This is a genomic window from Hymenobacter aquaticus, assembly GCF_004765605.1.
Lineage (GTDB): Bacteria > Bacteroidota > Bacteroidia > Cytophagales > Hymenobacteraceae > Hymenobacter > Hymenobacter aquaticus.
In genome coordinates this window covers 1,689,926-1,711,366 of the sequence record NZ_SRLC01000001.1, presented here as the reverse complement: position 1 = coordinate 1,711,366, position 21,441 = coordinate 1,689,926, and the positions used below count along the sequence as shown (strand labels likewise).

Below are 21,441 nucleotides of genomic sequence, written 5' to 3'. Positions count from 1 at the left end.
CAGCGCCCGACCCAACAGTATAGCGTTGAGCTAGAAAACTTATCTTCCGGCTATGATGAACCCTGCCACGCCCCTGGACAGCACGCCCGCCGAGCAAAACCAGGCCACCGCCGCCTTTGTGCTGAGCGCGCAAGGCGAGTTGCTGCACGCTACGCCGGGCCTGACCGCCTGGCTGGGACCCCTCACCGCCGCCCGGCTGCCGGAGCTGCTGCCGCCCGCCGGGGCCGGCCCGGCGCTGGCGCACGTGGCCGCCGGTGGAGAGCTGCGCTACGAGGCAAGGGTGCAGTTGGGGCAGCCCGAGCCGCAGCTCGTATCGGTAACGCTGCTGCCGCTGCCCGGGGCCGCCGACGGCACCGGGGCGGGCATCTACGGCCTGGTGCGGCCCGTGGTGCCGGTTTCGGCCCCGACGCCGCTGCTGGAGCGGGAGCAATACCTGTCGGTGATATTCAACAACATGGCCGACGTGGCCTTTGTGCTCGAAGTGGAAGGCGAGGGCCGCTACCGGTTTGGCTTCGTCAACCGGGCCTTTGCCAAAACCACGGGCCTGCCGGTGGAACAGGTGGTGGGCCGCTACGTGCACGACGTCATTCCGGAACCTTCGCTGAGTCTGGTGCTGCAAAAATACCGGGAGGCCCTGACCAGCCGGGAGCGGGTGGTTTGGCTGGAAACCTCCGACTACCCAACCGGGCGGGTGACGGGCGAAGTCAGCGTGACGCCGGTGCTGGACGATACCGGGGCCTGCTGCCGGCTGGTGGGCATCGTGCACGACCTGACCCCGCAGCAGCAGGCCGAGGAAAAGCTGCGCCTCAGCAACGAGCGGTTTCAGTACGCGCTGAAAGCCACCACCGATGCTCTCTACGACTGGAACGTGACGGTCGACACGCTGTACTGGGGCGAAGGATTCGAGGCGCTGTTCGGTCACCAGTTGGCCGAAAACCCCACGCCCTTCAGCTTCTGGGCCGAGCACGTAGCCCCCGAAGACCAGCAGCGGGTAGTGGGCGGGCTGCGCGAAACAACCTTTGCCACCACCAACACTTTCTGGCAGAAAGAGTACCGGTTTGGCCGGGCCGACGGCTCCTGGTCGGTGGTCTTCGACCGGGGCTACATTCTGCGCGACGAGCAGGGCCGGCCACTGCGCATGATCGGGGCCATGCAGGACATTACCGAGCGCACGGAAGCCGAGGAGCGGCAGCAGCAGATGGCCGAGAAGCTGCTGGCCCAGTACACCGACTTGCAGCAGTTTACTTATATCGTGTCGCACAACCTGCGGGCCCCGCTGGCCAACGCCCTGGGCTTCGCCGACCTGCTGGCCCGCGTGGAAAAGCAGTCCGCGGTGTTCGACGATTCGCTGAAAAACCTGCGCACCAGCCTGCACAAGCTCGATGACGTGCTGACCGATGTCAACAACATTCTCTCGGTGCGCGACCGGCAGCACGGCTACCGGCCCGAGCCCGTGGCCCTGGCCGCCGTGTGCCGGCAGGCCCTGCACGGGCTGGAGGAGCTGCTGCGGGAGTGCGGCGGCGAGCTGCGCATCGACGTGCCCGAAGAGCTGCGGGTGCTGGGTAGCCGGGCCTATTTCCACAGCATCTTTCACAACCTGCTTTCCAACGCCATCAAATACCGCTCGGACGCGCGGCCCCTGCGCATCACCATTACCGGCACGCGCGGCCCGGACCAGGATACGACCATCGTGGTGGCCGATAATGGCTCCGGCTTCGACCAGGAGCAGGCCGGCGACGCGCTATTTCAGCTGTACCGACGCTTTCACCCCACCAAGCCGGGCCGGGGCATCGGGCTGTTTCTGGTGAAGGCCCACGTGGAATCGATGCACGGGCAAATAACCGTGCGAAGCCAGGTAAACGTGGGAACCCAATTTATTCTCTACTTTAGCCAATATGCCGCTGATGAAAACCTACCTGATTGACGACGACGACCTAGGTATCTACCTGACTGAGCAGTTGTTGCGCGCCGAAGGGTTTTCGAATACGATCTGCACGTTTCAGTCGGCCACCGAGGCCTTGCGGGAGCTGGTGCAGGAAAAAGAAAAGGCCGACCCCACCGTGGTTTTCCTGGATCTGAACATGCCCCTGATGAACGGCTGGCAGTTTCTGGATGCCCTGGCACCCTACCGCGAAGAGCTGCGCGGCCACTGCCACATCTACATTCTCACCTCGTCCCTGGCCCTATCGGATCTGGAAAAGTCCCGCGAGTACGACCTGGTAGCCGGCCTGATTCACAAGCCCATCGACAGCGAGGAAATCCGGGCTATTCACTCGCAGCTGGTCGATGAGGCCAGCGAGTAGCCGCCGCCAGCGGGCAACCTAGTACTTATAGAGCGAGTTGTCGAGCAGGCCGTTGGTAAACAATTGCAGGCAGGCCTTGAGCTCGTCGCCGTACTGCTTGAGCTTCTGCGGGTCCGGGTTTTTGATTGGCTCGGCGGGCATGCTGTGCGTCTGGTAGGGGTAGAGCCGCAGCTCGTTGGTGGCCGTCAGCTCCGTCACGTAGTCCTGGTGCACGAGAAAGTGCGAGTTGTCGCGCAGAAAAATGGCCCGGCCGGTGGTCGTCGAGTCGAACACCGAGTAGCCGAAGGGCAGCAGCTGCCGGTCGGCCGCAATGCCCAGATAGTCGATGACCGTGGGCGTCACGTCGGCTTGCTGGGTGATGCGGTGCACGTCGGCGGCCGGCAGCGGCCCGCCGGGGCGGTAGAGCAGCAGCGGCGTTTTAAACGAGCCCAGCACGTTCTGGTACTCGGGGCGCAGGGTCTGGGAGGTGTGGTCGGCCAGCAGGATAAACAGCGTGCGGCTAAACCAGGGCTGCCGGGCGGCTTCCTTGAAAAACTGGCGCAGGGCAAAGTCGGTGTAGCCGATGGAGGCGTGAATCGGCAGCTCGCCGGCCGCAAACCGCCCCTTGTACTGGGCCGGCACCGGAAACGGCTCGTGGGAAGTCAGCGTGAATACCGTCGACAAGAACGGCTCCCGTTGCTGGCTCAGCTCCCGGGCAAAGTAGCGCAGGTAGGGTTCGTCGAAAATGCCCCAGTGCCCGTCGTAATCGGGGCTTTTGGCTCCGCCGGGATATTCGTTCAGCCCGTAGTAGCGCTGCATGCCGGCAATGCCGCTGAAGGTGTTGAAGCCCATCGTGCCGTTTTCGGCCCCGTGAAACACCGAGGTGGAATAGCCGTGGCGGCCCAGCAGCTCGCCCAGGCCGTGCAGCTCGTCGGTCTGGAAGTTGGAGGTGATAAATGGGCTTTCCATCAAACCCGGCAGGCCCGCCAGCACCGCCGGCAGCGCCTCGATGGAGCGGCGGCCGTTGGCGTAATGGTCCCGGAACAGCAGCCCTTGCGTAGCCAGCGAATCGAAGAACGGGGTGTAACCCTTGCCGCCGTTTTCGACGCCGTTGTACTCCGAGGCAAAGCTTTCCACCAGCAGAATCACCACGTTGTCGCGCGGGGCGCCGGGGCGCGGGCGGGGCTTGTGCACGGCCAGCGCCGCGCGCAGGGCCGCCGGCGAGGCAAAGTAGTGGCGCCGCTCGACGGGCTCGTAGCCGAAGCTTTTCTGGAAGGTAAACGTACTGTTCAGCGCCACGTGGCCCAGAATCGGCGGCGAGGTTTGCATGAAAGCGTGGCCGGTGCGCAGGGGCTTGAGCTGCAGGCCGCCCCGGATGCCCAGCACCGTGAGGGCGGCCAGCAGCACCACTTCCAGGGCCTGGCGGGCAAAGCGCCGGATGGTGCGCGGCTCCCGGGCGTAGTATTCCGCGTCCCGGGCCGTGGGCAGCGGGTAGAAATACCACAGCAATGCAACCAGCAGCCCGAACGGCAGCAGCAGAAACCAGTAGTGGCCCACCAGCTGCCCGGCCTGCCGCTGAATGTCGCCGGTGATGGTGAAGAGCTCATCGGAGGTGCGACGCCCGATAAACTTAAAATACACGCTGTCGATGATGTTGACGGCCAGCGCCGGCGCGTTCAGCACCAGGTACAGGCCCCGCAGAAACCGTTGCCAGCCCAGGCCGAAAGCCGGCACCAGGGAAAGCAGCAGAAACGGAATGTTCTGCAGCAGAATGGCCGAAATATCGAACCGGAAGCCGTGCCAGAACGCCCACAGAACCTGGTCGGTGCCGGCCTCCAGAAAAGCAACCCGGTTGGCCAGATAGAAACCCAGGCGCAGAAACACGTAGGCACCCATCAGCAGCAGCAGGCGGCGCAACAGCAAACGCAACAGCGGGGGAATCATGCGGGCAAAGAAACGTTAGTCCTGACTAGGCTTGAGGTGGATGCGCTGCCCGCTGGGCAAGTCCTTGATCTGGCGGTAGAAGTCGGCCAGCCAGGCCAGCCGCTCGGCCGCCGGCTGGGGCTTCAGGCGCGCCTTGTTTTCGCTGGAGGCAATGCACACCGGCGGATAGACGCTCAGCAGCTGGCCGGGCTGCAACGCCCCGCCCCGCTGCTGAAAGCTGCGCAGCGGCTCCATGCCCAGGGCATCCAGCGGAAACTTCTCGATGCCGAACAGGAAGTGCTTGAAGTCGACTTCCAGATCGGCCAGCTCCCCGGTTTCGGTGTCCAGAAACAGCACCGCGTCGCCGCGCAGCAGAAACTGGTTGCCCACGCAGTCCTGGGCAAAGGGAACGTCGGTTTCGAGCACCGCCTCGTAGGTGCGCCAGAAGGCGGCTTCGCCCTGCCAGGCGGGTTGCAGCGCGTGCCAGCTGGGCTCACTGACGCAGCCGCGCAGGTGCAGTCCGCCGAAGTAGGCCACCACGCCGTTCTGCTCGCGCAGAAAGGCCTGCAAATAGGAGGGAAGGCGGGCAAAGCTCACGAGGTCGGTCAGCTCGCCGCCGGTATACAGAATTCCTTTCATGGAGTACAGTACAAAAAAGCCTTCCCGACGGCTCCGTCAGGAAGGCTTTTTTTACGTGAGGTAAAGCTTAGGCAGTAGCGGTTTCCAGCACCGAATCCACGCTCACCAGCGGCAGGTTCCAGGCTTCGGCTACGCCGGGGTACACTACTTCGCCGTGTACCACGTTCAGGCCCAGGCGCAGCGAGGCGTCGCGGCGGCAGGCTTCCTGCCAGCCCAGGTTGGCCAGCTTCACGGCGTAGGGCAGCGTAGCGTTGGTCAGCGCCAGGGTCGAGGTGTAGGGCACGGCCCCGGGCATGTTGGCCACGCAGTAGTGCACGATGTCGTCGATGATGAAGGTCGGGTTTTCGTGGGTCGTGGGCGTGCAGGTTTCGATGCAGCCACCTTGGTCCACGGCCACGTCCACGAGCACCGTGCCGGGGCGCATGGTCTTAAGCATGTCGCGCGTAATCAGGTGGGGAGCCTTGGCGCCGGGAATCAGCACGGCCCCCACCACCAGGTCCGCGGTTTTGATGGCTTCGCGGATGTTGTACTCGTTCGAATACTGCGTCACCACGTTCTTGGGCATGATGTCGTCCAGCTCGCGCAGACGGTTCAGGCTGATGTCCATGATGGTCACCTGGGCGCCGAAGCCGGCCGCTACTTTGGCCGCCTGGGTGCCCACGATGCCCCCGCCGAGCACCACCACGTGGGCGGGCTTCACGCCGGGTACGCCGCCGAGCAGAATGCCGCGGCCTTTCATGGGCTTCTCCAGGTACTTGGCGCCTTCCTGCGGGGCCATGCGGCCGGCCACTTCGCTCATCGGAATGAGCAGGGGCAGGGCGCGCGAGGGCAGCTCCACGGTTTCGTAGGCCAGGCACACGGCCTTGCGCTCAATCATGGCGTGGGTCAGCTCTTCGCCCGAGGCAAAGTGGAAGTAGGTGAACAGCAGCTGGTTTTCCTTGATGAGCGGGTATTCCGAGGCAATCGGCTCCTTCACCTTCACAATCATTTCGGCCTTGGCGTACACTTCCTCGATGGTCGCCAGCACGGTAGCGCCGGCCTGCTCATACTCGGCATCCGCAAAACCGCTGCCTTCACCGGCCGTGGCCTGCACGAACACGTCGTGGCCATGCTTGCGGAACTCGGCTACGCCAGCAGGGGTGAGGCCAACACGGTTTTCGTTGTTTTTGATTTCTTTCGGTACGCCGATGATCATGGCAGAAGCTAAAGGTGGGGTGGAGAAATACTCTTGCTGAAAACGGCCGCAAAGATACAAAAGAAGCCGGCTTCGACGGGTGTAAAATGCGGCTATTGACAAGGAAGGTTCCGCCGGGTTGCATTATTGGCAAGCAAGCCTCTTCTTTCCCGTCGGTCATCCTGCGCGAAACGAAGTGTAGTAAACGACCTTCCTCTCCGGAGTGACAACCCTGATGCTATGAAAAAAGCCCTTTACCACATCGGTGGTAAAGGGCTTTTTTCTGCTGGCTGGCTGGCTCCTGCGGTGCGTGTGCCAGCTGGAAGCTGACAGCCGCAAAATGGCTTGTTACTTGAACGGTACGGCCACGCCGCTTTCCTTCACCATGCTGGCCGCGTTCAGGTCGCGCACCACGGTGGCTTTCAGCGTGAGCTTGGTGTCGCCGTTCAGGTCGTTGGAGGCAATGGTAACGGCATCGGCCATTTTGCCCAGCTGGCGCTGGGCGTAGATCAGCTCCACGGTGCTGCTCTGGCCGGGCTTGATGGCCTGGGGCGTGGCCCGGTAGCCCACGCAGTTGCAGCTCGAGGTGAGGGTACCCAGCACCAGGTCCTGCTTGCCGGTATTCTTCACCGTGAACTTGGCGACTGGCTGCTGGCCGGCTTCCATCTTGCCGAAATCGTGGGTGGTGCGGTCCAGCACCAGGCGGGGCGACTGCGCCAGCTGGGCCGGCGTCAGCGTAGCCTTCACCTCGTCCTTGTTCAGCACGTTGCCCTTGATGGTGAGCACCGCGCTGGGCGTGGCCGCGTTGCTGGTCACGGTCACGGTTTTGTTGAAAATGCCGGGCCGCCCCGCGCTGCTGTACATGGCCTTGATGATGCCGCTCTTGCCGGGCAGCACCGGCGTCTTGGTCCAGTCGGGGGTGGTGCAGCCGCAGCTGGCCTGCACGTTGGCAATGATAATGGGCTGGTTGCCGGTGTTCTTAAACTTAAACTCGTGGGTGGCCATCGTGCCCTCGGCTACGTTGCCGAAGTCGTGCAGATCTTTCTCGAAGGTCATCACACCCTGGGCCCGGGCCCCGAGCTGAAGCAGGCCGAGGACTACGGCCAGGAAAAAGGAGACAAGGTTTTTCATAGGAAGTAGGTAAATACAAATCAGGCGCAAAATAGCGGGCGGCCAGGCCTAGCCCACCCAAAGATAGACAAAAACGCGCCTGTTGCGTAGGGGTGCCAAAAAGCCGCTTCGTGAAAGCTCGCGCCCAAATCCGTACTTTTGAGCGCCCACTTCCGAGTCGGCCCGTTCCCACCCGATTGTTTTGCCCTTTAATTCCCGCCTACTTTCTTTCCTTATGTCCACTGCTGAATCCCTTGTAGCGGCCACGGCCGCCCTTAGCAAAGAAGAATTGCTCCGCGACTACCGCCTGGGCTGGGAAAGCCGGCAGGCCTCCCTGGCCGGCCGCAAGGAAGTATTTATGGGCAAAGCCAAGTTCGGCATCTTCGGCGACGGCAAAGAGCTGCCCCAGCTGGCCATGGCCCGCGCCTTCCAGCCCGGCGACTTCCGCGCCGGCTACTACCGCGACCAGACCTTCATGCTGGCCGCCGGCGAGCTGACTCTGCAGCAGTACTTTGCCCAGCTCTACGCCACCCCCGACGCCGACGCGGAGCCCGCCACCGCCGGCCGCGCCATGAACGGCCACTTCGCCACCCGCCTGCTCGACGAGGACGGCAACTTCAAAAACCTGGCGGCGCTGAAAAACTCCTCGGCCGACATTTCGCCCACCGCCGGCCAGATGCCCCGCCTCGTGGGCCTAGCCTACGCCTCCAAGCTCTACCGCCAAAACCCCGAGCTGCACGAGCTGACGCAATTTTCGGTGAGCGGCAACGAAGTAGCCTTCGGCACCATCGGCAACGCCAGCACCTCGGAAGGCATGTTCTTCGAGGCCATCAATGCCGCCGGCGTGCTCCAGATTCCGATGCTGATTTCGGTCTGGGACGACCATTACGGCATTTCGGTGCCCGCCGAGTACCAGACCACCAAGCAAAGCATCAGCGAGATTCTGGCCGGCTTCCAGCGCAACGCGCCCGGCGAGCAGGGCTTCGAGATTTTCGTGGTGAAAGGCTGGGACTACCCCGCCCTGGTCGATACCTACCTGCGGGCCGCCGAGGTGTGCCGCCGCGAGCATGTGCCCGTGCTGATTCACGTGACGGAAGTAACCCAGCCCCAGGGCCACTCCACCTCCGGCTCGCACGAGCGCTACAAGAGCAAGGAGCGCCTGAGCTGGGAAGAAGAGCACGACTGCCTACGCAAGATGCGCGAGTGGCTGCTCAGCGAAGGCTACGCCACGGCCGAAGAGCTCGACCAGATTGAGAATGACGCCAAAGACCTGGTGAAAAAGACCCGCGTGGCCGCCTGGGACGATTTCTTCAACCCCATCAAGCAGGAGCGCGACGAAGCCGTGGCCCTGCTGGAAACGCTGGTGACGGAAACCGGTCAGGAAAACAGCCTGCACGAGATGGTGGAGCTCTTGCGCCACAACCCGACGCCCATCCGGGCCGACATCGTGCGCACGGTGCGCCGGGCCCTGCGCCTGGTGCGCGAAACCCGCAGCGGCGCCCGCCGCAACCTGCAGAACTACCTGGAGCAGGCCCTGGCCGAAAACGCCGACCGCTACAACTCCTACCTCTACAGCCAGAGCGAGCAGGCCGCGTTGAATATCGACGTGGTGCCGGCCGAATTTGCGCCCAACGCCCCGCAGGTCGATGGCCGGGAGGTGCTGCAGGCCTGCTTCGAGGCCAATTTCCGCCGCGACCCGACCATCTTCGCCATCGGCGAGGACGTGGGCAAAATCGGGGACGTGAACCAGGCCTTCGCGGGTTTACAGGAGAAGTTCGGCGAGCTGCGCGTGACCGACACCGGCATCCGGGAGTGCACCATCATCGGGCAGGGCATCGGGGCGGCGTTGCGCGGCTTGCGGCCCATCACCGAAATCCAGTACCTCGACTACCTGCTCTACGCCATTCAGATCCTGAGCGACGACGTGGCCTGCCTGCAGTACCGCACCAAGGGCGGCCAGAAAGCCCCGCTGATCGTGCGCACCCGGGGCCACCGCCTCGAAGGCATTTGGCACTCTGGCTCGCCCATCGGTATGATTCTGAGCAGCATCCGCGGGATGCACGTGCTGGTGCCGCGCGACATGACGCAAGCCGCCGGCTTCTACAACACCCTGCTGCGCTCCGACGAGCCGGCGCTGGTAATTGAGTGCCTGAACGGCTACCGCCTCAAAGAGCGGATTCCGCAGAACGTGGGCGACTTCACCCTGCCCCTGGGCGTGCCCGAGGTATTGCGCGAAGGCCAGGACGTAACCATCGTGACCTACGGCTCGATGTGCCGCATCGTGCAGGATGCCGCCAAGCAGCTGGCCGAAGTCGGCATTTCGGCCGAAATCATCGACGTGCAGTCCTTACTGCCCTTCGACGTGGACCACCTGATTGTGGACAGCCTGCGCAAAACCAACCGGGTGCTCTTCGCCGACGAAGACGTGCCCGGCGGGGCCACGGCCTACATGCTGCAGCACGTGCTCGACGAGCAGCAGGGCTACCGCTTCCTCGACTCGCAGCCCCGCTGCCTGGCCGCGCAGCCTCACCGCCCGCCCTACGGCTCGGATGGCGACTACTTCAGCAAGCCCAACGCCGAGGACGTGTTCGACGCCGTGTACGAGCTGATGCACGAAGCCGACCCCAAGCGCTTCCCGGCTATTTACTAGCCCGCTACTACCAAAAAAGCCGGCCGGATGCGTCTGCGTCCGGCCGGCTTTTTAATGAGTTTCCAGATTGTCAGCCTAGCTTATTTGGGCTGAATGATAATGCTGGGAGTGGTTATCTTGTTGCTTTCGTTCAGGGCGCGGTCCGCAATGCTGATGTCGAAACGAAGCTCTTCCCCGGCTACGAATGGCGCATCATAGAGAAGCTCAATTGAGAAGGTCAGGGTGCCTTTCAGCGGGCCTTCTTTGTCGCCGTCGGTGAATAATTTGGGGTAGCGGCTGTTATAGCCCTGCGGGCCGTTGCCGGGATAAATCTCAAACGGTTTGCTTGGGTCACTGCGCCGATATACGGTGACGTAGTAGTTGTCGCCGTTGCGGTTGTAAACACCATTGCGGAATCTGTCGTACGGCGGCGAGTTTTCGGAGGCATCCAAACCCAGGTCGCCGTTGCCGTCGGTGAAGTCCACCGTAATCTTCACCGAATCAATGGGGGCAATGGGGGAGGGGCCGGGCCGGTAGCGCTCCACGGTCATTTCCTTGAACTCAATGCGGGGCGTATCGGGGTAGTCCGGCGCCTCGATGCAGGAAGTCAGCAGCCCGCCCGCGGCCGTTACGGCCAGGAGGGTTGCATTCTTAAGCGTACGAAATATGGTCATAGCAAGCAGCAATAGAGGGCGTAGAAAAGGGCGAATCCGGGGAGGGAAGGTACAACTTCTCAACGAAGAGCCGCCGCGTTTGTTATACTACTTCGCTAACCCCGCCGCCTTCTAATGAGTTTCCGCGACACCTACCTGGCGGAGCTTTCCGCCGTTTCCTCATCCACGTTCGAGGCCCTGGCCCTGCGCCTGTTCCGGCACCAGGCCCGGCACTGCCCACCTTACCAGCAGTGGCTGCACGCGCTGGGCTGCCAGGTGGAGCACGTAGCCCACCTGGCAGAAATTCCCTTCCTGCCCATCGAGTTCTTCAAAACCCACGAAGTCCGCACCGAGCCCGCGCGGTGGGAGCCGCGGGAAGTGTTCCTGAGCAGCGGCACCACCCAGCAGCAGCGCAGCCGCCACCTGGTGCGCGACCCACAGTTGTACCGCCGCAACGCGGCCCGCATCTTCGAGCAGGTCTACGGTACGCCGCTGACCGGCTGGACGTTTCTGGCCCTGCTGCCGTCGTATCTGGAGCAGGGCCAGTCGTCGTTGGTGGCTATGGTCGACTATTTCGCGAAAGAGTCGGGGCAGACCCAGCCCGCGTTTTTCCTGCACGACCACGCCGCCCTGCTCCAGGCCCTGGCCCAGGCCAAGCAGGATTCTACGCGGCGCGTGATGCTCATCGGCGTGTCGTATGCCCTGCTGGACCTGGTGGCCGAGTATGGCGCGGCACCCGAGCTGCAGGGCCTTACGGTGCTGGAAACCGGCGGCATGAAGGGCCGGCGCCGCGAGATGATTCGGGAGGAGCTGCACGCCGAGCTGCAACGGGCCTTCGGCCCCGCCGGCATCCACTCCGAATACGGCATGACGGAGCTCTTGTCGCAGGCCTACAGCCTCGGCGACGGCCGCTTCCACTGCCCGGCCCCGCTGCGCATCCTGCTGCGCGACCCCGCCGACCCGTTCTCCGCGTCCCGCGCCCGCCCCGACGGCGCCATCAACGTCATCGACCTGGCCAACGTGGATTCCTGCGCTTTCATCGAAACCAAGGACCTGGCCCGGCAATATCCCGACGGCTCGTTTGAAGTGCTGGGCCGCATGGATAACTCCGACGTGCGGGGGTGCAACCAGATGGTATAACCTCACCTCCGGCCGCTAAATTCTGTCTTCGGTTAACCGCTGCCTTCCGGGCGCCTGGTTTCGCATGCCCGGGCAACGGCAGTTTGGTACGCGCAGACCAGGGAGAGCCGGCACCCGGGGGTAGGGGCCGGGCGTGAGATACCCCGGCCCTTCACCCGGCCCGACTCGCGCTAACCAATTCATTGCCAGGTTGGGCCGGTTCGGGGAGCCGGGCGCGCCGCCCGGGTGCCGGGGCTACTGCGATGCCTGCCGGGGGCCGGTGCGCCGGGCTAAGCACTTCGAAACGGTGGATTCATCCTTACAAACTATTGATTGGTGTAATATTCTTCGGAATAAATATTCGGCTTTTTATAATTGTTACAAGCAAAGCAGCTACCTGCAGCTGAGCGCTCTTTGACAGGCGGGTTTAATACAAAATCGGTAATTATTTATGGCCGCACTACCGCGTATTGGTTGTGCTGATATTTGTAAATAATTATTTAGCAGAGAGAGTTATTAATTTAAATTTAACTGAGAAAGATAACTGACTATGAGAGTAGTTCTGAATTTTCGAAGCAGCAAAAATCAAATAATAACAAACATCACTTACTCACCATAATCTTTTTTTAACCTTAACTATTTTTTATCATGAGAAAGAAATTCTCTAAACCATTCGTGCTGCTGGCTATGGTCGGCATGTTCTTCACCAGCTCGTTTACCAACGCCAGCTCCATCGGTAGCTACCAGGCCGAAAGCCACGAAATCGGGCAGTACACCGAGGACGTGATGGCCGATCCGACGGCCCTGGTAGGTCTGCTGGCGGCCGGGGTTGCCGGCGCCTACTACGCTGGTAAAGTTGTGGGTGAGTTCATCTACAACATCTCGCACTCGGGCCAGGAAGTGGAAATGACGCTCGTGCTGGGTGGCGGCGAAAACGCCAATGACTTTTCGAAATTCGATATCTAATCCTTACAACAACTATTTCTATGAACACTCTGCGTAAACATCTCAAAGCCCTTTCATTGGGCCTGTTGATTATCTTCTTCGTGTCGGCCGCCCACAGCAATGCCTCGGCCCTGGGTACGTACCAAGCAACGTCGCTGCCCAACCAGACCCAGCAGTTGCAGGAAGAAGCCGCCTTCCCCGCCGTAGCCTACGGCCTGATTGTGGTTGGCGCCTTCGTTATCGGAGCCGTCAATGGCTACTACGAGCGGCAGTCGGCCGTGAATGGCGGCAGCGAAGTAGAAGTCTACGGCGTCCAGCACAACAGCAACGACTTTTCGTCTTTTGACAATTAAACCAGCCTGGAGTAAGTGATAAGTTCGGAAAGAAACGGCTGTTACTACAATGGCTGTTTCTTTCCCTACTAGGCTGGATTCTTTATTTTTAATATTCCTGCATGTTTGAACATTTAATCACATGGAACGCGAAATAAATATGGACAATAAAACGACAAATTTAGGGCTCAAGTTATTTCGGCTCGTGTTGATTGCTGGTCTGACCGTGCATTTTGCCATCGTTGGCATGCATTTGATGCCCGATAACCCGATCAAGCATCGGTACGACACGGAAATCCGGCACTACGTATTTCCGTATTTCGGTCAATCCTGGAAGCTGTTTGCTCCCAATCCGGTTAATAGCAACTTGTCCATTCTGATTCAATTTCAGGATTACAAGAACGGTAAAGCTACCCCATCACAGTGGCTGGATATCTGCCAGCCCCTGATTCAGGAACGACGCAGTAATTTCTGGTCACCCTCCCAGCGCATTCTAAAAACCTTCAGCGGCTCGGTGATGAACCTGCTCGAAAACCGCTCGAAGGCCTACGAATACGTTCACAAAGAATTTGCGGCCAAAGACAGCGTGAAATCCGCCGGAATCGTCAAAAAGGCCATCGATATATCTGCCGGGCACAAAGCTATTCTGAGCTACGCCAAGTTTGCGCACAACAACTACATGGGCAAGAATCACATGGCCCAGCCCGACTCGTCCTTTGTGATGTACCGGGTTATCGAATCCAAGTTTCCGCGTTTCTCGAAAAGAAACCTCGACCACTTTAACCTAAACAATTATCAGTATTCTCAAATCCGGACCCATGAATACCGTATCCTCTAACCTCGCTACTGCCGAAGGCGGCGCGCTGCGCAAGGCGCGCACTCTGGGCCTGTCCATCTTCCGGGTGATTCTGGGGGTGCTGGTGCTGAAAAACTGCATCTTCTACTTCCCCATGGCCGACGCGCTGTTCGGGCGCAACGCCATCTACGACTACGGCCTCTACCTGACGGACATGAACAGCAGTCTGCTGCGCTACCTCATCTATCCGTTTTACGCCCCCTACGCCCCGCAGGCCTTCCTGCTGCTGATGATGGCCACGGCCAGCCTGTTTATCCTGGCCATCGGGGGGCGGGGCGTGGGCCTGCTGCTCTACGTGCTGATCCTGATTCTGAAGGCCCGCAACGAGCTGATCCTGGACGGTTCCGACAACGTGATTCAGGTGACCATGCCCTTTCTGCTGCTGGCCAACTCCTACGAGTACTTCCGCTACGCGGAACGCTCCGGCGCGGCGCCCGGCAAATGGGCCGCCCTGCTGAGTAAATGGTACCAGCCGATAGCCGAAATGGCCGTCTACGGTCTGCTGATTCAGGTGTGCTACGTGTACTTCTTCACCGGCCTGGAAAAGGCGCAGGGCAAGCTCTGGCAGAACGGCACGGCCACCTATTACACCATGCGGGTCGAGGAGTTCCGGGCCACCGACTGGAACGTGCCGCTGACGGCCAACTACTTCTTCGTGGTGCTTTCCACCTACTTCACCCTGTTCTGGGAGCAGGCCTTTGCCTTCCTGGTGTGGTTCCGCAAGACCAAGTATGCCATTCTGCTCTGCGGGGTGATGCTGCACGTGGGTATCTGGCTCTTCATGCGCATCGACAACTTCTCCTGGATTATGCTCGGCACTTACTTCGTCTTCATCACCAACGGCGAATACCAGTCGATGCTGAGCCTGGCCCGGCGGGGGCTAGGGAAAGTGGCTAACCGGCTGCCGCTGCCCGGCCGTCTCCAGCAGCGCCTTACCGCATGGCACTCGTAATTCATATCACCCTGGCCCTGCTGCTGAACCTGGTCCGGACCAGGTTCAGCCGGCCGCCCCAGCGGACTTCGGTGCTCACCGGCGCCGGCCTGGTCCGCATCTACCTCAGCACCCTGGCCACGCGGGTTATTCTTCCCTACGCGCTGGGGGCGGCGCTCTGCCTGCTACTGCACGTGCGCGCCGAAAGCAATAGTGTTATCCTGCTGCTCCCGCACTTTTACATGCTTCTTATCCGGCGGGAAATCTTAGAATTTATCCAGCATACTCTTATCCGAAAGAAATGAAAAATCTCCGTCCGATACTGGACTTTTCGCTCCTGAGCGCTGTCATCTGCCTGCTCACCATCTACACGCTGGCCTACGGCTGGAGCGCCGACGGCTTCAGCCAGGGCGAAATCATCTGGCTGGCGTTGCTGCCGGGCCTGCTGACCTTCGCCATCTCGCTGACCCTGATCAGCACCTGCCTGACCAAATACCTGCGGCAGTGCCGCGCCCAGGGCATCGAGCCGGCCAAGTGGTGGCAGCTGCTGCTGGGCACCACCGGCCTGGTCACCGTGTCCCTGATTGCCATCGACGCGCTGTTCTTCTACCTGGCCGACAGCTCGCTGTCGAGCAACTACGCCGAGGCCCTCGGTACCTTCGACCAAAGCAGCAGCGCCATGAAGGAGGCCACCATCAAGGCCTTTGCCGAGCTGCCCTTCCTGATGCAGAACGGCGTGACCATTGCCGTTTTCGTCCTGCTGGCCAATTCCCTGGCCGTGGGCATTGCCAAGTACCTGACCAAAAAGCCCGTGCTGGAGCTGCAATAGCGCCCGCCCGGCGGCCCTGGCCTTTTCTTACCCGCTCACCTGCCCGATCATGACTATTCTCTTCGATGGAATATGTAACCTCTGCAACGGCTTCGTGCAGTTCGTCATCAAGCACGACACGAACAATCGGTTCACGTTTGCCACGCTGCAGTCCGAAACCGGGCGGCGGCTGTTGGGCCACCACGGCCTGGACGCCACAGCCCTGTCGACCATCGTGCTGGTCGACGGCGACCGGCAGGCCTGGACCAAGTCGGATGCGGTAATGCGCATCGGCTGGGAGCTGGGCTACCCCTGGAAGCTGCTCCGGCTGGGCGTGGTACTGCCCCGGGCCCTGCGCGACGCCTGCTACAGCTTCGTGGCCAACAACCGCTACCGCCTGCTGGGCCAGGCTACCGAGTGCTGGCTGATGACTCCGGAGCTGGCCCGCAAGTTTATCAAGTAGAAACCCCGGGGCATTGCGAGGCGGGACGACGAAGCAATCCGCCCGCTGAAATATGCTGAGCTTCCCTAAGTGAAAAGCCCTTTCCTGCTCGCGCGGGAAAGGGCTTTGTGCTGTACCGCGAAGTTCCACTTCGCGCGGCGTTGAACGAGTATCGTTGTGATGGCGCGCCCGCCGCGCGAAGTGGCACTTCGCTCTTCACCCATCATGGATTTTCGGGTGAAGAGCGTTTGTCACGAGCAGAGGACGGATGTCTTCGTGCCTCGCAATGACAGGGAAGGGAAATTACTTGCCGGCAAAGGCCCGGGCGTCGGCTTCGGTGATGGTGTCGTCGCTCATGATGATGAGGCGCTCGACCACGTTGCGCAATTCGCGGATGTTGCCCCGCCAGTCGAGGCCCTTGAGGTAGTCGAGGGCCTTGTCGTCGATTTTCTTGGGCTTGTCGCCGTAGTCGCGGGCAATGTCCTGGAGGAAGCGCTGCACCAGGTCGCCGATGTCGTCGCGCCGGTCGTTGAGGGCCGGTACTTTGATCAGGATGACGGAGAGGCGGTGGTAGAGGTCTTCGCGGAAGTTGCGGTCGGCAATTTCCTGCTGTAGGTCCTTGTTGGTGGCGGCAATGACGCGCACGTTCACCGAAATTTCCTTTTCGCCGCCCACGCGGGTAATCTTGTTTTCCTGCAGGGCCCGCAGCACCTTGGCCTGGGCCGAGAGGCTCATGTCGCCGATTTCGTCCAGGAAGAGCGTGCCGCCGTCGGCCTGCTCAAACTTGCCGATGCGCTGCTTCACGGCCGACGTGAACGAGCCTTTCTCGTGGCCAAACAGCTCCGACTCGATCAGCTCGGACGGAATGGCGGCGCAGTTGACCTCAATCATCGGGCCCGAGGCGCGGTTGCTGAGCTCGTGCAGGTTGCGGGCCACCATTTCCTTGCCCGCCCCGTTGGGCCCCGTAATGAGCACGCGGGCGTCGGTGGGGGCCACTTTGGCAATCTGCTTGCGCACGGCTTCCAGCTCGGCCGAGGAGCCGATCATCTCCGAGCTTTTGGCAATCTTCTTCTTGAGCGTCTTGGTTTCGGTGACGAGCTTGGTGCGGTCCAGGGCGTTGCGCACGGTCACGAGCAGGCGGTTCAGGTCTGGCGGCTTCTGGATGAAGTCGAACGCGCCCTTCTTGGTGGCATCCACGGCGGTGTCGATGTTGCCGTGGGCCGATACCATGATAAAGGCCGCGTCGGGGGCCACAATCTGGGCCCGCTCCAGCACCTCGATGCCGTCCATCTTGGGCATCTTGATGTCGCAGAGCACCACGTCGTACTTGTTCTTGATCAGCATGTCGAGGCCGGTGGGGCCGTCCTCGGCCTGGTCGACGGTGTAGCTTTCGTACTCCAGAATCTCTTTCAGGGTGTTCCGGATGGCTTTTTCGTCGTCAATAATCAGGATTCTGGGCATAGGGTTGGGGCAGGTGTAGGGGGGCGAATGTAACGAAAAGAGTGAGCCGCGCAGTGCATACCTACGCGAAAAACGGCGGCCAGTAGCGAAGCTACAGTTCGTGCTACTGCCTGTTCGGCGCCGGTCCCATAAAGTCCTCACTGCCCGAAACCGTTTGTTTGTAAGCCGTGAGGCCGCCTCACTGTCTTCCAACGATTGTTTTTAAGCGTTGAGGCGGCCTCACCGGGCAAAAACAAAAAAATATAGGCCGTGAGGCGGCCTCACGGTCTTCCAACGATTGTTTTCGGGCAGTGAGGCCGCCTCACTGGCTAAAACCATTTGTTTTCGAGCAGTGAGGATGCTGACTGCCAATACCCACACGACACAAAAACGGCCGCCGCACCCGAAGCTGCGGCGGCCGTCTGTAAGCCGGTGATGAGTCTGTAAGCCGGGTTTTGTCCGTGTTGCCACGGCCCCACCATTTATCTAGGCCAGTCCTCGCGGAAAGGCTCCATCAACCTACCCGCTGGCGCCGGACGAGCCGCCCGGTGCAGGCCTTGCGGCCCGCGTACCAGCTTATTTGGTCTTTCAACCCCTGAGGTTTACCCAGCCGGCCTGGTTGCCCAGCCGCTGGTGCGCTCTTACCGCACCTTTTCACCCTTACCAATGGTGAATAAGTGAGTTAGTGATTTAGTGAGTTCTCAGAACGACAACTCACTAATTCGCTAAATCACCACTTCACCGCCTGGCGGTACTTTTCTGTGGCACTGGCTGTCCTGGTTCACTTTACGCTTACCAGTCCTTCCCGTTAGGAAGCAGGGTGCTCTGCGTTGCCCGGACTTTCCTCGTCGCCGGAGTTGCCTCCCTTGCCGCGGTGGGGCGACCCATCACTAGGGCAAAGGTACTACTTTGTTGCCAGGAGCCGCCGAAAACGTGGCTTTTGAAAGAACTTATCAAGCTTGGCGGTTTCGGTTTCGATGCTACGGCCTACAATCCGGTTGCAAATGCTGAGGTCCTGACCAGGCGTAGTATACACTACGTAACTGCCTCCCGGCGGCAGATTTATACCGCAGTTTGTGTGGCCGCTGGTAATGATAATGCTGTCGGCTTGGGCAGTGCCCCGCCAGATTTTGATGGGGACGAACGTGTAGGAATACACCGGGGTTTCGGGTGCTATACCTTGCGGTGAAAGTTGTTTTTTCCGGACAAGCTTGCCCGCAAATAGCAGGGTAGAAGTGGTAGCCGCCGGCTTGAGCTTTTTGCTTTGCGTAGCGCATTTGCATGCAAAGGCAGTGCTGCTCAACCCAGCCAAAACGCCGCTTACAATAAGGAATCGTGATAGTAGATACATCGGAAAGATTGAGTTAAGGGTTATTTTGTTTCCTGCGTACCACAGCAAAAGCAGCGGCCAATCAGCTTGGTAAGTTTCTGCTGGGCAACCTGACTACCGGATTTGGTAATTCTCTTACCAGTGCTTCATTCGCGGCGGTTACCAGCTTAAGCAGTATAAATATGGACTGGAATACCTCTAGCACGTGGTTGACGATGGCATACAGCATATCATACCGGATATCCGTATCTGGTTCCAAGGAGCCAACCACCGGGTTTTCTATATGGGCCCGGTAGTGCTGGCCCAGCGGGTGGCACAGTGCGTAAAGAGGCTGAGACTCCCGGGCTTGGGTATTAACAGCGCTAATAAGCCGTTTCATCTCCTCGAAATCGGGGAGATGAGAATAGACGCCTACTTTAGGCTGGGCATTATCCAGCAACTGAATCACCCGGAAGGGAATCAGCCGGGCATTGCGGACGACGCCCATGCTGTAGCCGGTAAGATTCAGCCAATCACTCCAGGTTTTATCCTTCTGCGTCGAAAGGTGAAATACGCTGGCGGCTAACCCGATAACGTGGGCTCCGTAGCCGACCACCGCTTTTAACGAGCTTAAACAGCCTACAGCATCACGCAGGGGGCTGTCTTCGTCCGCAGTCTTACGCAGCAGCTCTTGCTTCTGCTCAAAAAGCTGGTCGGACCATTCCTGCATTTCCTGGCAGGCCTTTTCAAGTCTGGCCGACTCTCCGGCATCAGGCCGTACAGCATAGTTTACTTGGCCTCCCACACGTTGTTCTTCTTGTCGTTATCGGGCGTGTAGGTGCTGCCCAATACCACTTTCTTCACGGCTTTCTTGCCATCCAGGGGCACCGTGGTGGTTTTGCTGCCGTCCTGCCACACGGCGATGGTGCGGTGCAGCTGCTGGGTGGAGTTGTCGGCGTAGGTGACGAGCAAATCCACGGGCATGGGCTTGCTGCCTTTGGCTTCGACTACCACGGCTTGCGGGGTTACGCTTTGCAGGGCCAGGTCGGGGTAGCCGTTGTCGAAAAACCAGCGCTGCCAGAACCAGTTCAGGTTTTGGCCCGCGCCCTCGTTCATCGAGTTGAAGAAGTCGTAGGGCATCGGGTGCTTGCCGTTCCAGTTGCGGATGTAGGTGTGCAGGGCCTTGGTAAACAGCTCGTCGCCGAGCAGGTCGCGCACGTAGTAGTAGCCCATAGCGGGCTTGGGGTAGGAGTTCAGGAAGAAGGGCGTGCCGTTTTGCTGGGTGGTGAGCGTGATGATGGGCAGGTCGTTTTCCGAGTCGGCGGCGCGGGCGTAGGGCTCCACGCCGTAGTCGTCCACCAGCTTGGGGTCGATGATATTGCTGATGATCCACTCGCCGATGGTGGCCCAGCCCTCGTCCATCCAGCCGTACTTGGTTTCGTTGATGCCCATATAGAACGGGAACATCGTGTGGAAAATCTCGTGGTCGGTGAGGGTAATGGCGTCCTCGCGGGTGGCCACGGGGTTGTCGTTCACCATCATCGGGTACTCCATCTGGTCGAGGCCGTCGAAGATGGTTTCGTGGGCGTAGGGGAAGGGCCACCGGGGGAAGGTGTAGCTCATGGCTTCCACCGTGCGGCGGGCGAAGTGCACCACTTCCTTATAGTCGGCGTGCTTGGTGTTGTAGACGGCATCGACGCGGGTGCGGCGCTTGGTCGTGGGGTCGACCACCAGGCTGGTCGACTGCCACACGTAGTGGTCGGCGGTGGCAAAGACGAAGTCCGTCACGTTCTTGGCCTCAAAAAGCCAGGTGTTCTGGGCGTTGGGGGTCGTTATGTCCTGGCGCTTCAGGTCACTCTCGTCGATGATGTGAACCACGGCGTCTTTCTGCTCGGCGTCGGCCAGGCGCTTCACGTACTTTTTCGTGAGCACCTTATCGGCGTTTTTCAAATCGCCGGTGGCCCACACCACGAAGTTGCGGGGCACGGTAATGGCGGCCTTGAAGTTGGCGAAGTCGTTGTAGAACTCCTGGCTACCGTTGTAGGCAAAGCGGTTCCAGCCGTCGATGTCGTCGTAGACGGCAATGCGCGGGAAGAAGTAAGCCACGAAGTCGGCGCCCGGCTCAATCTCGCCGGTGCGCATGTGGGAGCCTTTGTTGAGGGTGTAGGAGTAGCTGATGACCACCTTGGCCGTTTGCCCGGTGCCCAGGCCCTTGATGGGCACCGGCAGGTTGGTGGCGTCGATGCGCAGCTTCTTCACGTCGAAGGCCTGCCCGTTGATGCTCAGGGCCGCAATCTTCACCCCGTCGTGGAGGTCCTCCGGCTTGAAGGCAGAGCTGCGGGGGGCGCCTTTCTGGTAGAGGTTGGGGTAGAGTTTAAACCAGAGCTGCCGCAGCGAGTCGGGGCTGTTGTTGACGTAGCTGATGCTGACCGTGCCGGCCACCAGGCGGCTCTGCGGGTCGAAGCTGACTTGCAGGTCGTAGTCGGCCGTGTTTTGCCAGTACTTGGGGCCGGGCTGCCCGCTCTGGGCGCGGGTGCCCTGGGCGTAGGTTTTTTGCAGGTTCAGCGGAACGGGCAGGGGTTGCTGGGCGGCGGCCACCGTGCCCAGCAGCAGCAGGCAGGCCGTGGCCAGGGAGCGGGAGAAGTTCAGGGGCATAACGAGGCAGAGGATTTCTGCAAAGTAACGAGGTTGGGCGCGAGGCTGCGTAGAGAATCGATAAAGGCCGGCTTTGGGGCCTCACCGCTGGCCAGTGAGAACTGTAACGCGCGGACCAGCCGCGTCAAAACGTTGTGACAACTTGTTCTGTGACAAAAAAAGTTGTCACAGAACAAGTTGTCACAAAATGGTAG

Annotated in this window: 19 protein-coding genes and 1 other RNA gene; 11 read left to right on the top strand and 9 right to left on the bottom strand. The window is 60.7% G+C overall.

Going from position 1 to position 21,441, the window contains the following annotated elements; genetic code table 11:
* Window positions 1-52: 52 nt before the first annotated feature.
* The gene (locus E5K00_RS07045) at window positions 53-1,924 is read left to right on the top strand and encodes a PAS domain-containing sensor histidine kinase (protein ID WP_135462530.1); all 1,872 of its coding nucleotides are present in this window, start codon (window positions 53-55) and stop codon (window positions 1,922-1,924) included.
* Complete coding sequence (locus tag E5K00_RS07040) at window positions 1,896-2,303, top strand: response regulator (RefSeq protein WP_135462529.1); 408 nt, start codon at window positions 1,896-1,898, stop codon at window positions 2,301-2,303. The genes E5K00_RS07045 and E5K00_RS07040 overlap by 29 nt, the downstream gene beginning before the upstream one ends.
* A gap of 18 nt (window positions 2,304-2,321) precedes the next feature.
* Here the strand turns inward: E5K00_RS07040 and E5K00_RS07035 are convergent, their stop codons facing one another.
* From E5K00_RS07035 to E5K00_RS07020, 4 genes are all read right to left on the bottom strand, one after another.
* The gene (locus E5K00_RS07035) at window positions 2,322-4,226 is read right to left on the bottom strand and encodes an LTA synthase family protein (RefSeq protein ID WP_135462528.1); all 1,905 of its coding nucleotides are present in this window, start codon (window positions 4,224-4,226) and stop codon (window positions 2,322-2,324) included.
* Window positions 4,227-4,241: 15 nt separating this feature from the next.
* Entirely contained in the window at window positions 4,242-4,844 is a 603-nt protein-coding gene (locus E5K00_RS07030; RefSeq protein ID WP_135462527.1) for an SMI1/KNR4 family protein, read from the bottom strand.
* A gap of 67 nt (window positions 4,845-4,911) precedes the next feature.
* Window positions 4,912-6,039 carry an alanine dehydrogenase gene (gene ald / locus E5K00_RS07025; protein WP_135462526.1) on the bottom strand — a complete coding sequence of 376 codons (1,128 nt, stop codon included), beginning with the start codon at window positions 6,037-6,039 and terminating at the stop codon, window positions 4,912-4,914.
* A gap of 327 nt (window positions 6,040-6,366) precedes the next feature.
* Window positions 6,367-7,149, bottom strand: coding sequence for a DUF1573 domain-containing protein (locus tag E5K00_RS07020; protein WP_135462525.1), 783 nt, complete (start codon window positions 7,147-7,149; stop codon window positions 6,367-6,369).
* A 214-nt stretch (window positions 7,150-7,363) separates the two neighbouring features.
* Here E5K00_RS07020 and E5K00_RS07015 point away from each other — a divergent pair, with 214 nt between their 5' ends.
* The gene (locus E5K00_RS07015) at window positions 7,364-9,778 is read left to right on the top strand and encodes an alpha-ketoacid dehydrogenase subunit alpha/beta (protein ID WP_135462524.1); all 2,415 of its coding nucleotides are present in this window, start codon (window positions 7,364-7,366) and stop codon (window positions 9,776-9,778) included.
* A gap of 80 nt (window positions 9,779-9,858) precedes the next feature.
* Here the strand turns inward: E5K00_RS07015 and E5K00_RS07010 are convergent, their stop codons facing one another.
* Complete coding sequence (locus E5K00_RS07010) at window positions 9,859-10,431, bottom strand: hypothetical protein (protein WP_135462523.1); 573 nt, start codon at window positions 10,429-10,431, stop codon at window positions 9,859-9,861.
* A gap of 114 nt (window positions 10,432-10,545) precedes the next feature.
* Between E5K00_RS07010 and E5K00_RS07005 the strand changes: the two genes are divergently transcribed.
* The 8 genes from E5K00_RS07005 (at window position 10,546) to E5K00_RS06970 (ending at window position 15,864) form a co-directional block, all read left to right on the top strand.
* Window positions 10,546-11,550 carry an acyl transferase gene (locus tag E5K00_RS07005; protein ID WP_135462522.1) on the top strand — a complete coding sequence of 335 codons (1,005 nt, stop codon included), beginning with the start codon at window positions 10,546-10,548 and terminating at the stop codon, window positions 11,548-11,550.
* A 627-nt stretch (window positions 11,551-12,177) separates the two neighbouring features.
* A complete protein-coding gene (locus E5K00_RS07000) occupies window positions 12,178-12,495 on the top strand; it encodes a hypothetical protein (protein ID WP_135462521.1) in 318 nt (105 codons plus the stop codon).
* Window positions 12,496-12,515: 20 nt separating this feature from the next.
* Window positions 12,516-12,827 (top strand): hypothetical protein, encoded by a 312-nt coding sequence (locus tag E5K00_RS06995; protein WP_135462520.1) that lies wholly within the window; start codon window positions 12,516-12,518, stop codon window positions 12,825-12,827.
* 121 nt (window positions 12,828-12,948) lie between these two features.
* Window positions 12,949-13,644: a DUF5819 family protein gene (locus E5K00_RS06990; protein WP_135462519.1), complete on the top strand. Its 696-nt coding sequence runs from the start codon at window positions 12,949-12,951 to the stop codon at window positions 13,642-13,644.
* Window positions 13,625-14,614 (top strand): HTTM domain-containing protein, encoded by a 990-nt coding sequence (locus E5K00_RS06985; RefSeq protein WP_135462518.1) that lies wholly within the window; start codon window positions 13,625-13,627, stop codon window positions 14,612-14,614. The genes E5K00_RS06990 and E5K00_RS06985 overlap by 20 nt, the downstream gene beginning before the upstream one ends.
* A complete protein-coding gene (locus E5K00_RS06980) occupies window positions 14,602-14,898 on the top strand; it encodes a hypothetical protein (protein ID WP_135462517.1) in 297 nt (98 codons plus the stop codon). Before E5K00_RS06985 ends, E5K00_RS06980 begins: the two co-directional genes overlap by 13 nt.
* Window positions 14,895-15,422 carry a hypothetical protein gene (locus E5K00_RS06975; RefSeq protein WP_135462516.1) on the top strand — a complete coding sequence of 176 codons (528 nt, stop codon included), beginning with the start codon at window positions 14,895-14,897 and terminating at the stop codon, window positions 15,420-15,422. Before E5K00_RS06980 ends, E5K00_RS06975 begins: the two co-directional genes overlap by 4 nt.
* Before the next feature lie 49 nt (window positions 15,423-15,471).
* Window positions 15,472-15,864: a thiol-disulfide oxidoreductase DCC family protein gene (locus E5K00_RS06970; protein WP_135462515.1), complete on the top strand. Its 393-nt coding sequence runs from the start codon at window positions 15,472-15,474 to the stop codon at window positions 15,862-15,864.
* 282 nt (window positions 15,865-16,146) lie between these two features.
* Here the strand turns inward: E5K00_RS06970 and E5K00_RS06965 are convergent, their stop codons facing one another.
* The 4 genes from E5K00_RS06965 to E5K00_RS06950 form a co-directional block, all read right to left on the bottom strand.
* Window positions 16,147-17,304 carry a sigma-54-dependent transcriptional regulator gene (locus E5K00_RS06965; RefSeq protein ID WP_135462514.1) on the bottom strand — a complete coding sequence of 386 codons (1,158 nt, stop codon included), beginning with the start codon at window positions 17,302-17,304 and terminating at the stop codon, window positions 16,147-16,149.
* Window positions 17,305-17,711: 407 nt separating this feature from the next.
* Window positions 17,712-18,174, bottom strand: an RNA gene (rnpB, locus tag E5K00_RS06960) — RNase P RNA component class A.
* 521 nt (window positions 18,175-18,695) lie between these two features.
* Window positions 18,696-19,397, bottom strand: a complete 702-nt coding sequence (locus E5K00_RS06955; protein ID WP_135462513.1) for a hypothetical protein — start codon at window positions 19,395-19,397, stop codon at window positions 18,696-18,698.
* The gene (locus E5K00_RS06950; RefSeq protein ID WP_135462512.1) at window positions 19,382-21,247 is read right to left on the bottom strand and encodes a M1 family metallopeptidase; all 1,866 of its coding nucleotides are present in this window, start codon (window positions 21,245-21,247) and stop codon (window positions 19,382-19,384) included. Before E5K00_RS06950 ends, E5K00_RS06955 begins: the two co-directional genes overlap by 16 nt.
* Between the last annotated feature and the right edge of the window lie 194 nt (window positions 21,248-21,441).

Coding starts and splice junctions, on each gene's coding strand:
- E5K00_RS07010 (WP_135462523.1), bottom strand. CDS start 10,431: ATGACCATATTTCGTACGCTTAAGAATGCAACCCTCCTGGCCGTAACG.
- ald (WP_135462526.1), bottom strand. CDS start 6,039: ATGATCATCGGCGTACCGAAAGAAATCAAAAACAACGAAAACCGTGTT.
- E5K00_RS07045 (WP_135462530.1), top strand. CDS start 53: ATGATGAACCCTGCCACGCCCCTGGACAGCACGCCCGCCGAGCAAAAC.
- E5K00_RS07005 (WP_135462522.1), top strand. CDS start 10,546: ATGAGTTTCCGCGACACCTACCTGGCGGAGCTTTCCGCCGTTTCCTCA.
- E5K00_RS06950 (WP_135462512.1), bottom strand. CDS start 21,247: ATGCCCCTGAACTTCTCCCGCTCCCTGGCCACGGCCTGCCTGCTGCTG.
- E5K00_RS07035 (WP_135462528.1), bottom strand. CDS start 4,226: ATGATTCCCCCGCTGTTGCGTTTGCTGTTGCGCCGCCTGCTGCTGCTG.
- E5K00_RS06975 (WP_135462516.1), top strand. CDS start 14,895: ATGAAAAATCTCCGTCCGATACTGGACTTTTCGCTCCTGAGCGCTGTC.
- E5K00_RS06985 (WP_135462518.1), top strand. CDS start 13,625: ATGAATACCGTATCCTCTAACCTCGCTACTGCCGAAGGCGGCGCGCTG.
- E5K00_RS06995 (WP_135462520.1), top strand. CDS start 12,516: ATGAACACTCTGCGTAAACATCTCAAAGCCCTTTCATTGGGCCTGTTG.
- E5K00_RS07040 (WP_135462529.1), top strand. CDS start 1,896: ATGCCGCTGATGAAAACCTACCTGATTGACGACGACGACCTAGGTATC.
- E5K00_RS06970 (WP_135462515.1), top strand. CDS start 15,472: ATGACTATTCTCTTCGATGGAATATGTAACCTCTGCAACGGCTTCGTG.
- E5K00_RS06965 (WP_135462514.1), bottom strand. CDS start 17,304: ATGCCCAGAATCCTGATTATTGACGACGAAAAAGCCATCCGGAACACC.
- E5K00_RS07020 (WP_135462525.1), bottom strand. CDS start 7,149: ATGAAAAACCTTGTCTCCTTTTTCCTGGCCGTAGTCCTCGGCCTGCTT.
- E5K00_RS07015 (WP_135462524.1), top strand. CDS start 7,364: ATGTCCACTGCTGAATCCCTTGTAGCGGCCACGGCCGCCCTTAGCAAA.
- E5K00_RS07030 (WP_135462527.1), bottom strand. CDS start 4,844: ATGAAAGGAATTCTGTATACCGGCGGCGAGCTGACCGACCTCGTGAGC.
- E5K00_RS06990 (WP_135462519.1), top strand. CDS start 12,949: ATGGAACGCGAAATAAATATGGACAATAAAACGACAAATTTAGGGCTC.
- E5K00_RS06980 (WP_135462517.1), top strand. CDS start 14,602: ATGGCACTCGTAATTCATATCACCCTGGCCCTGCTGCTGAACCTGGTC.
- E5K00_RS07000 (WP_135462521.1), top strand. CDS start 12,178: ATGAGAAAGAAATTCTCTAAACCATTCGTGCTGCTGGCTATGGTCGGC.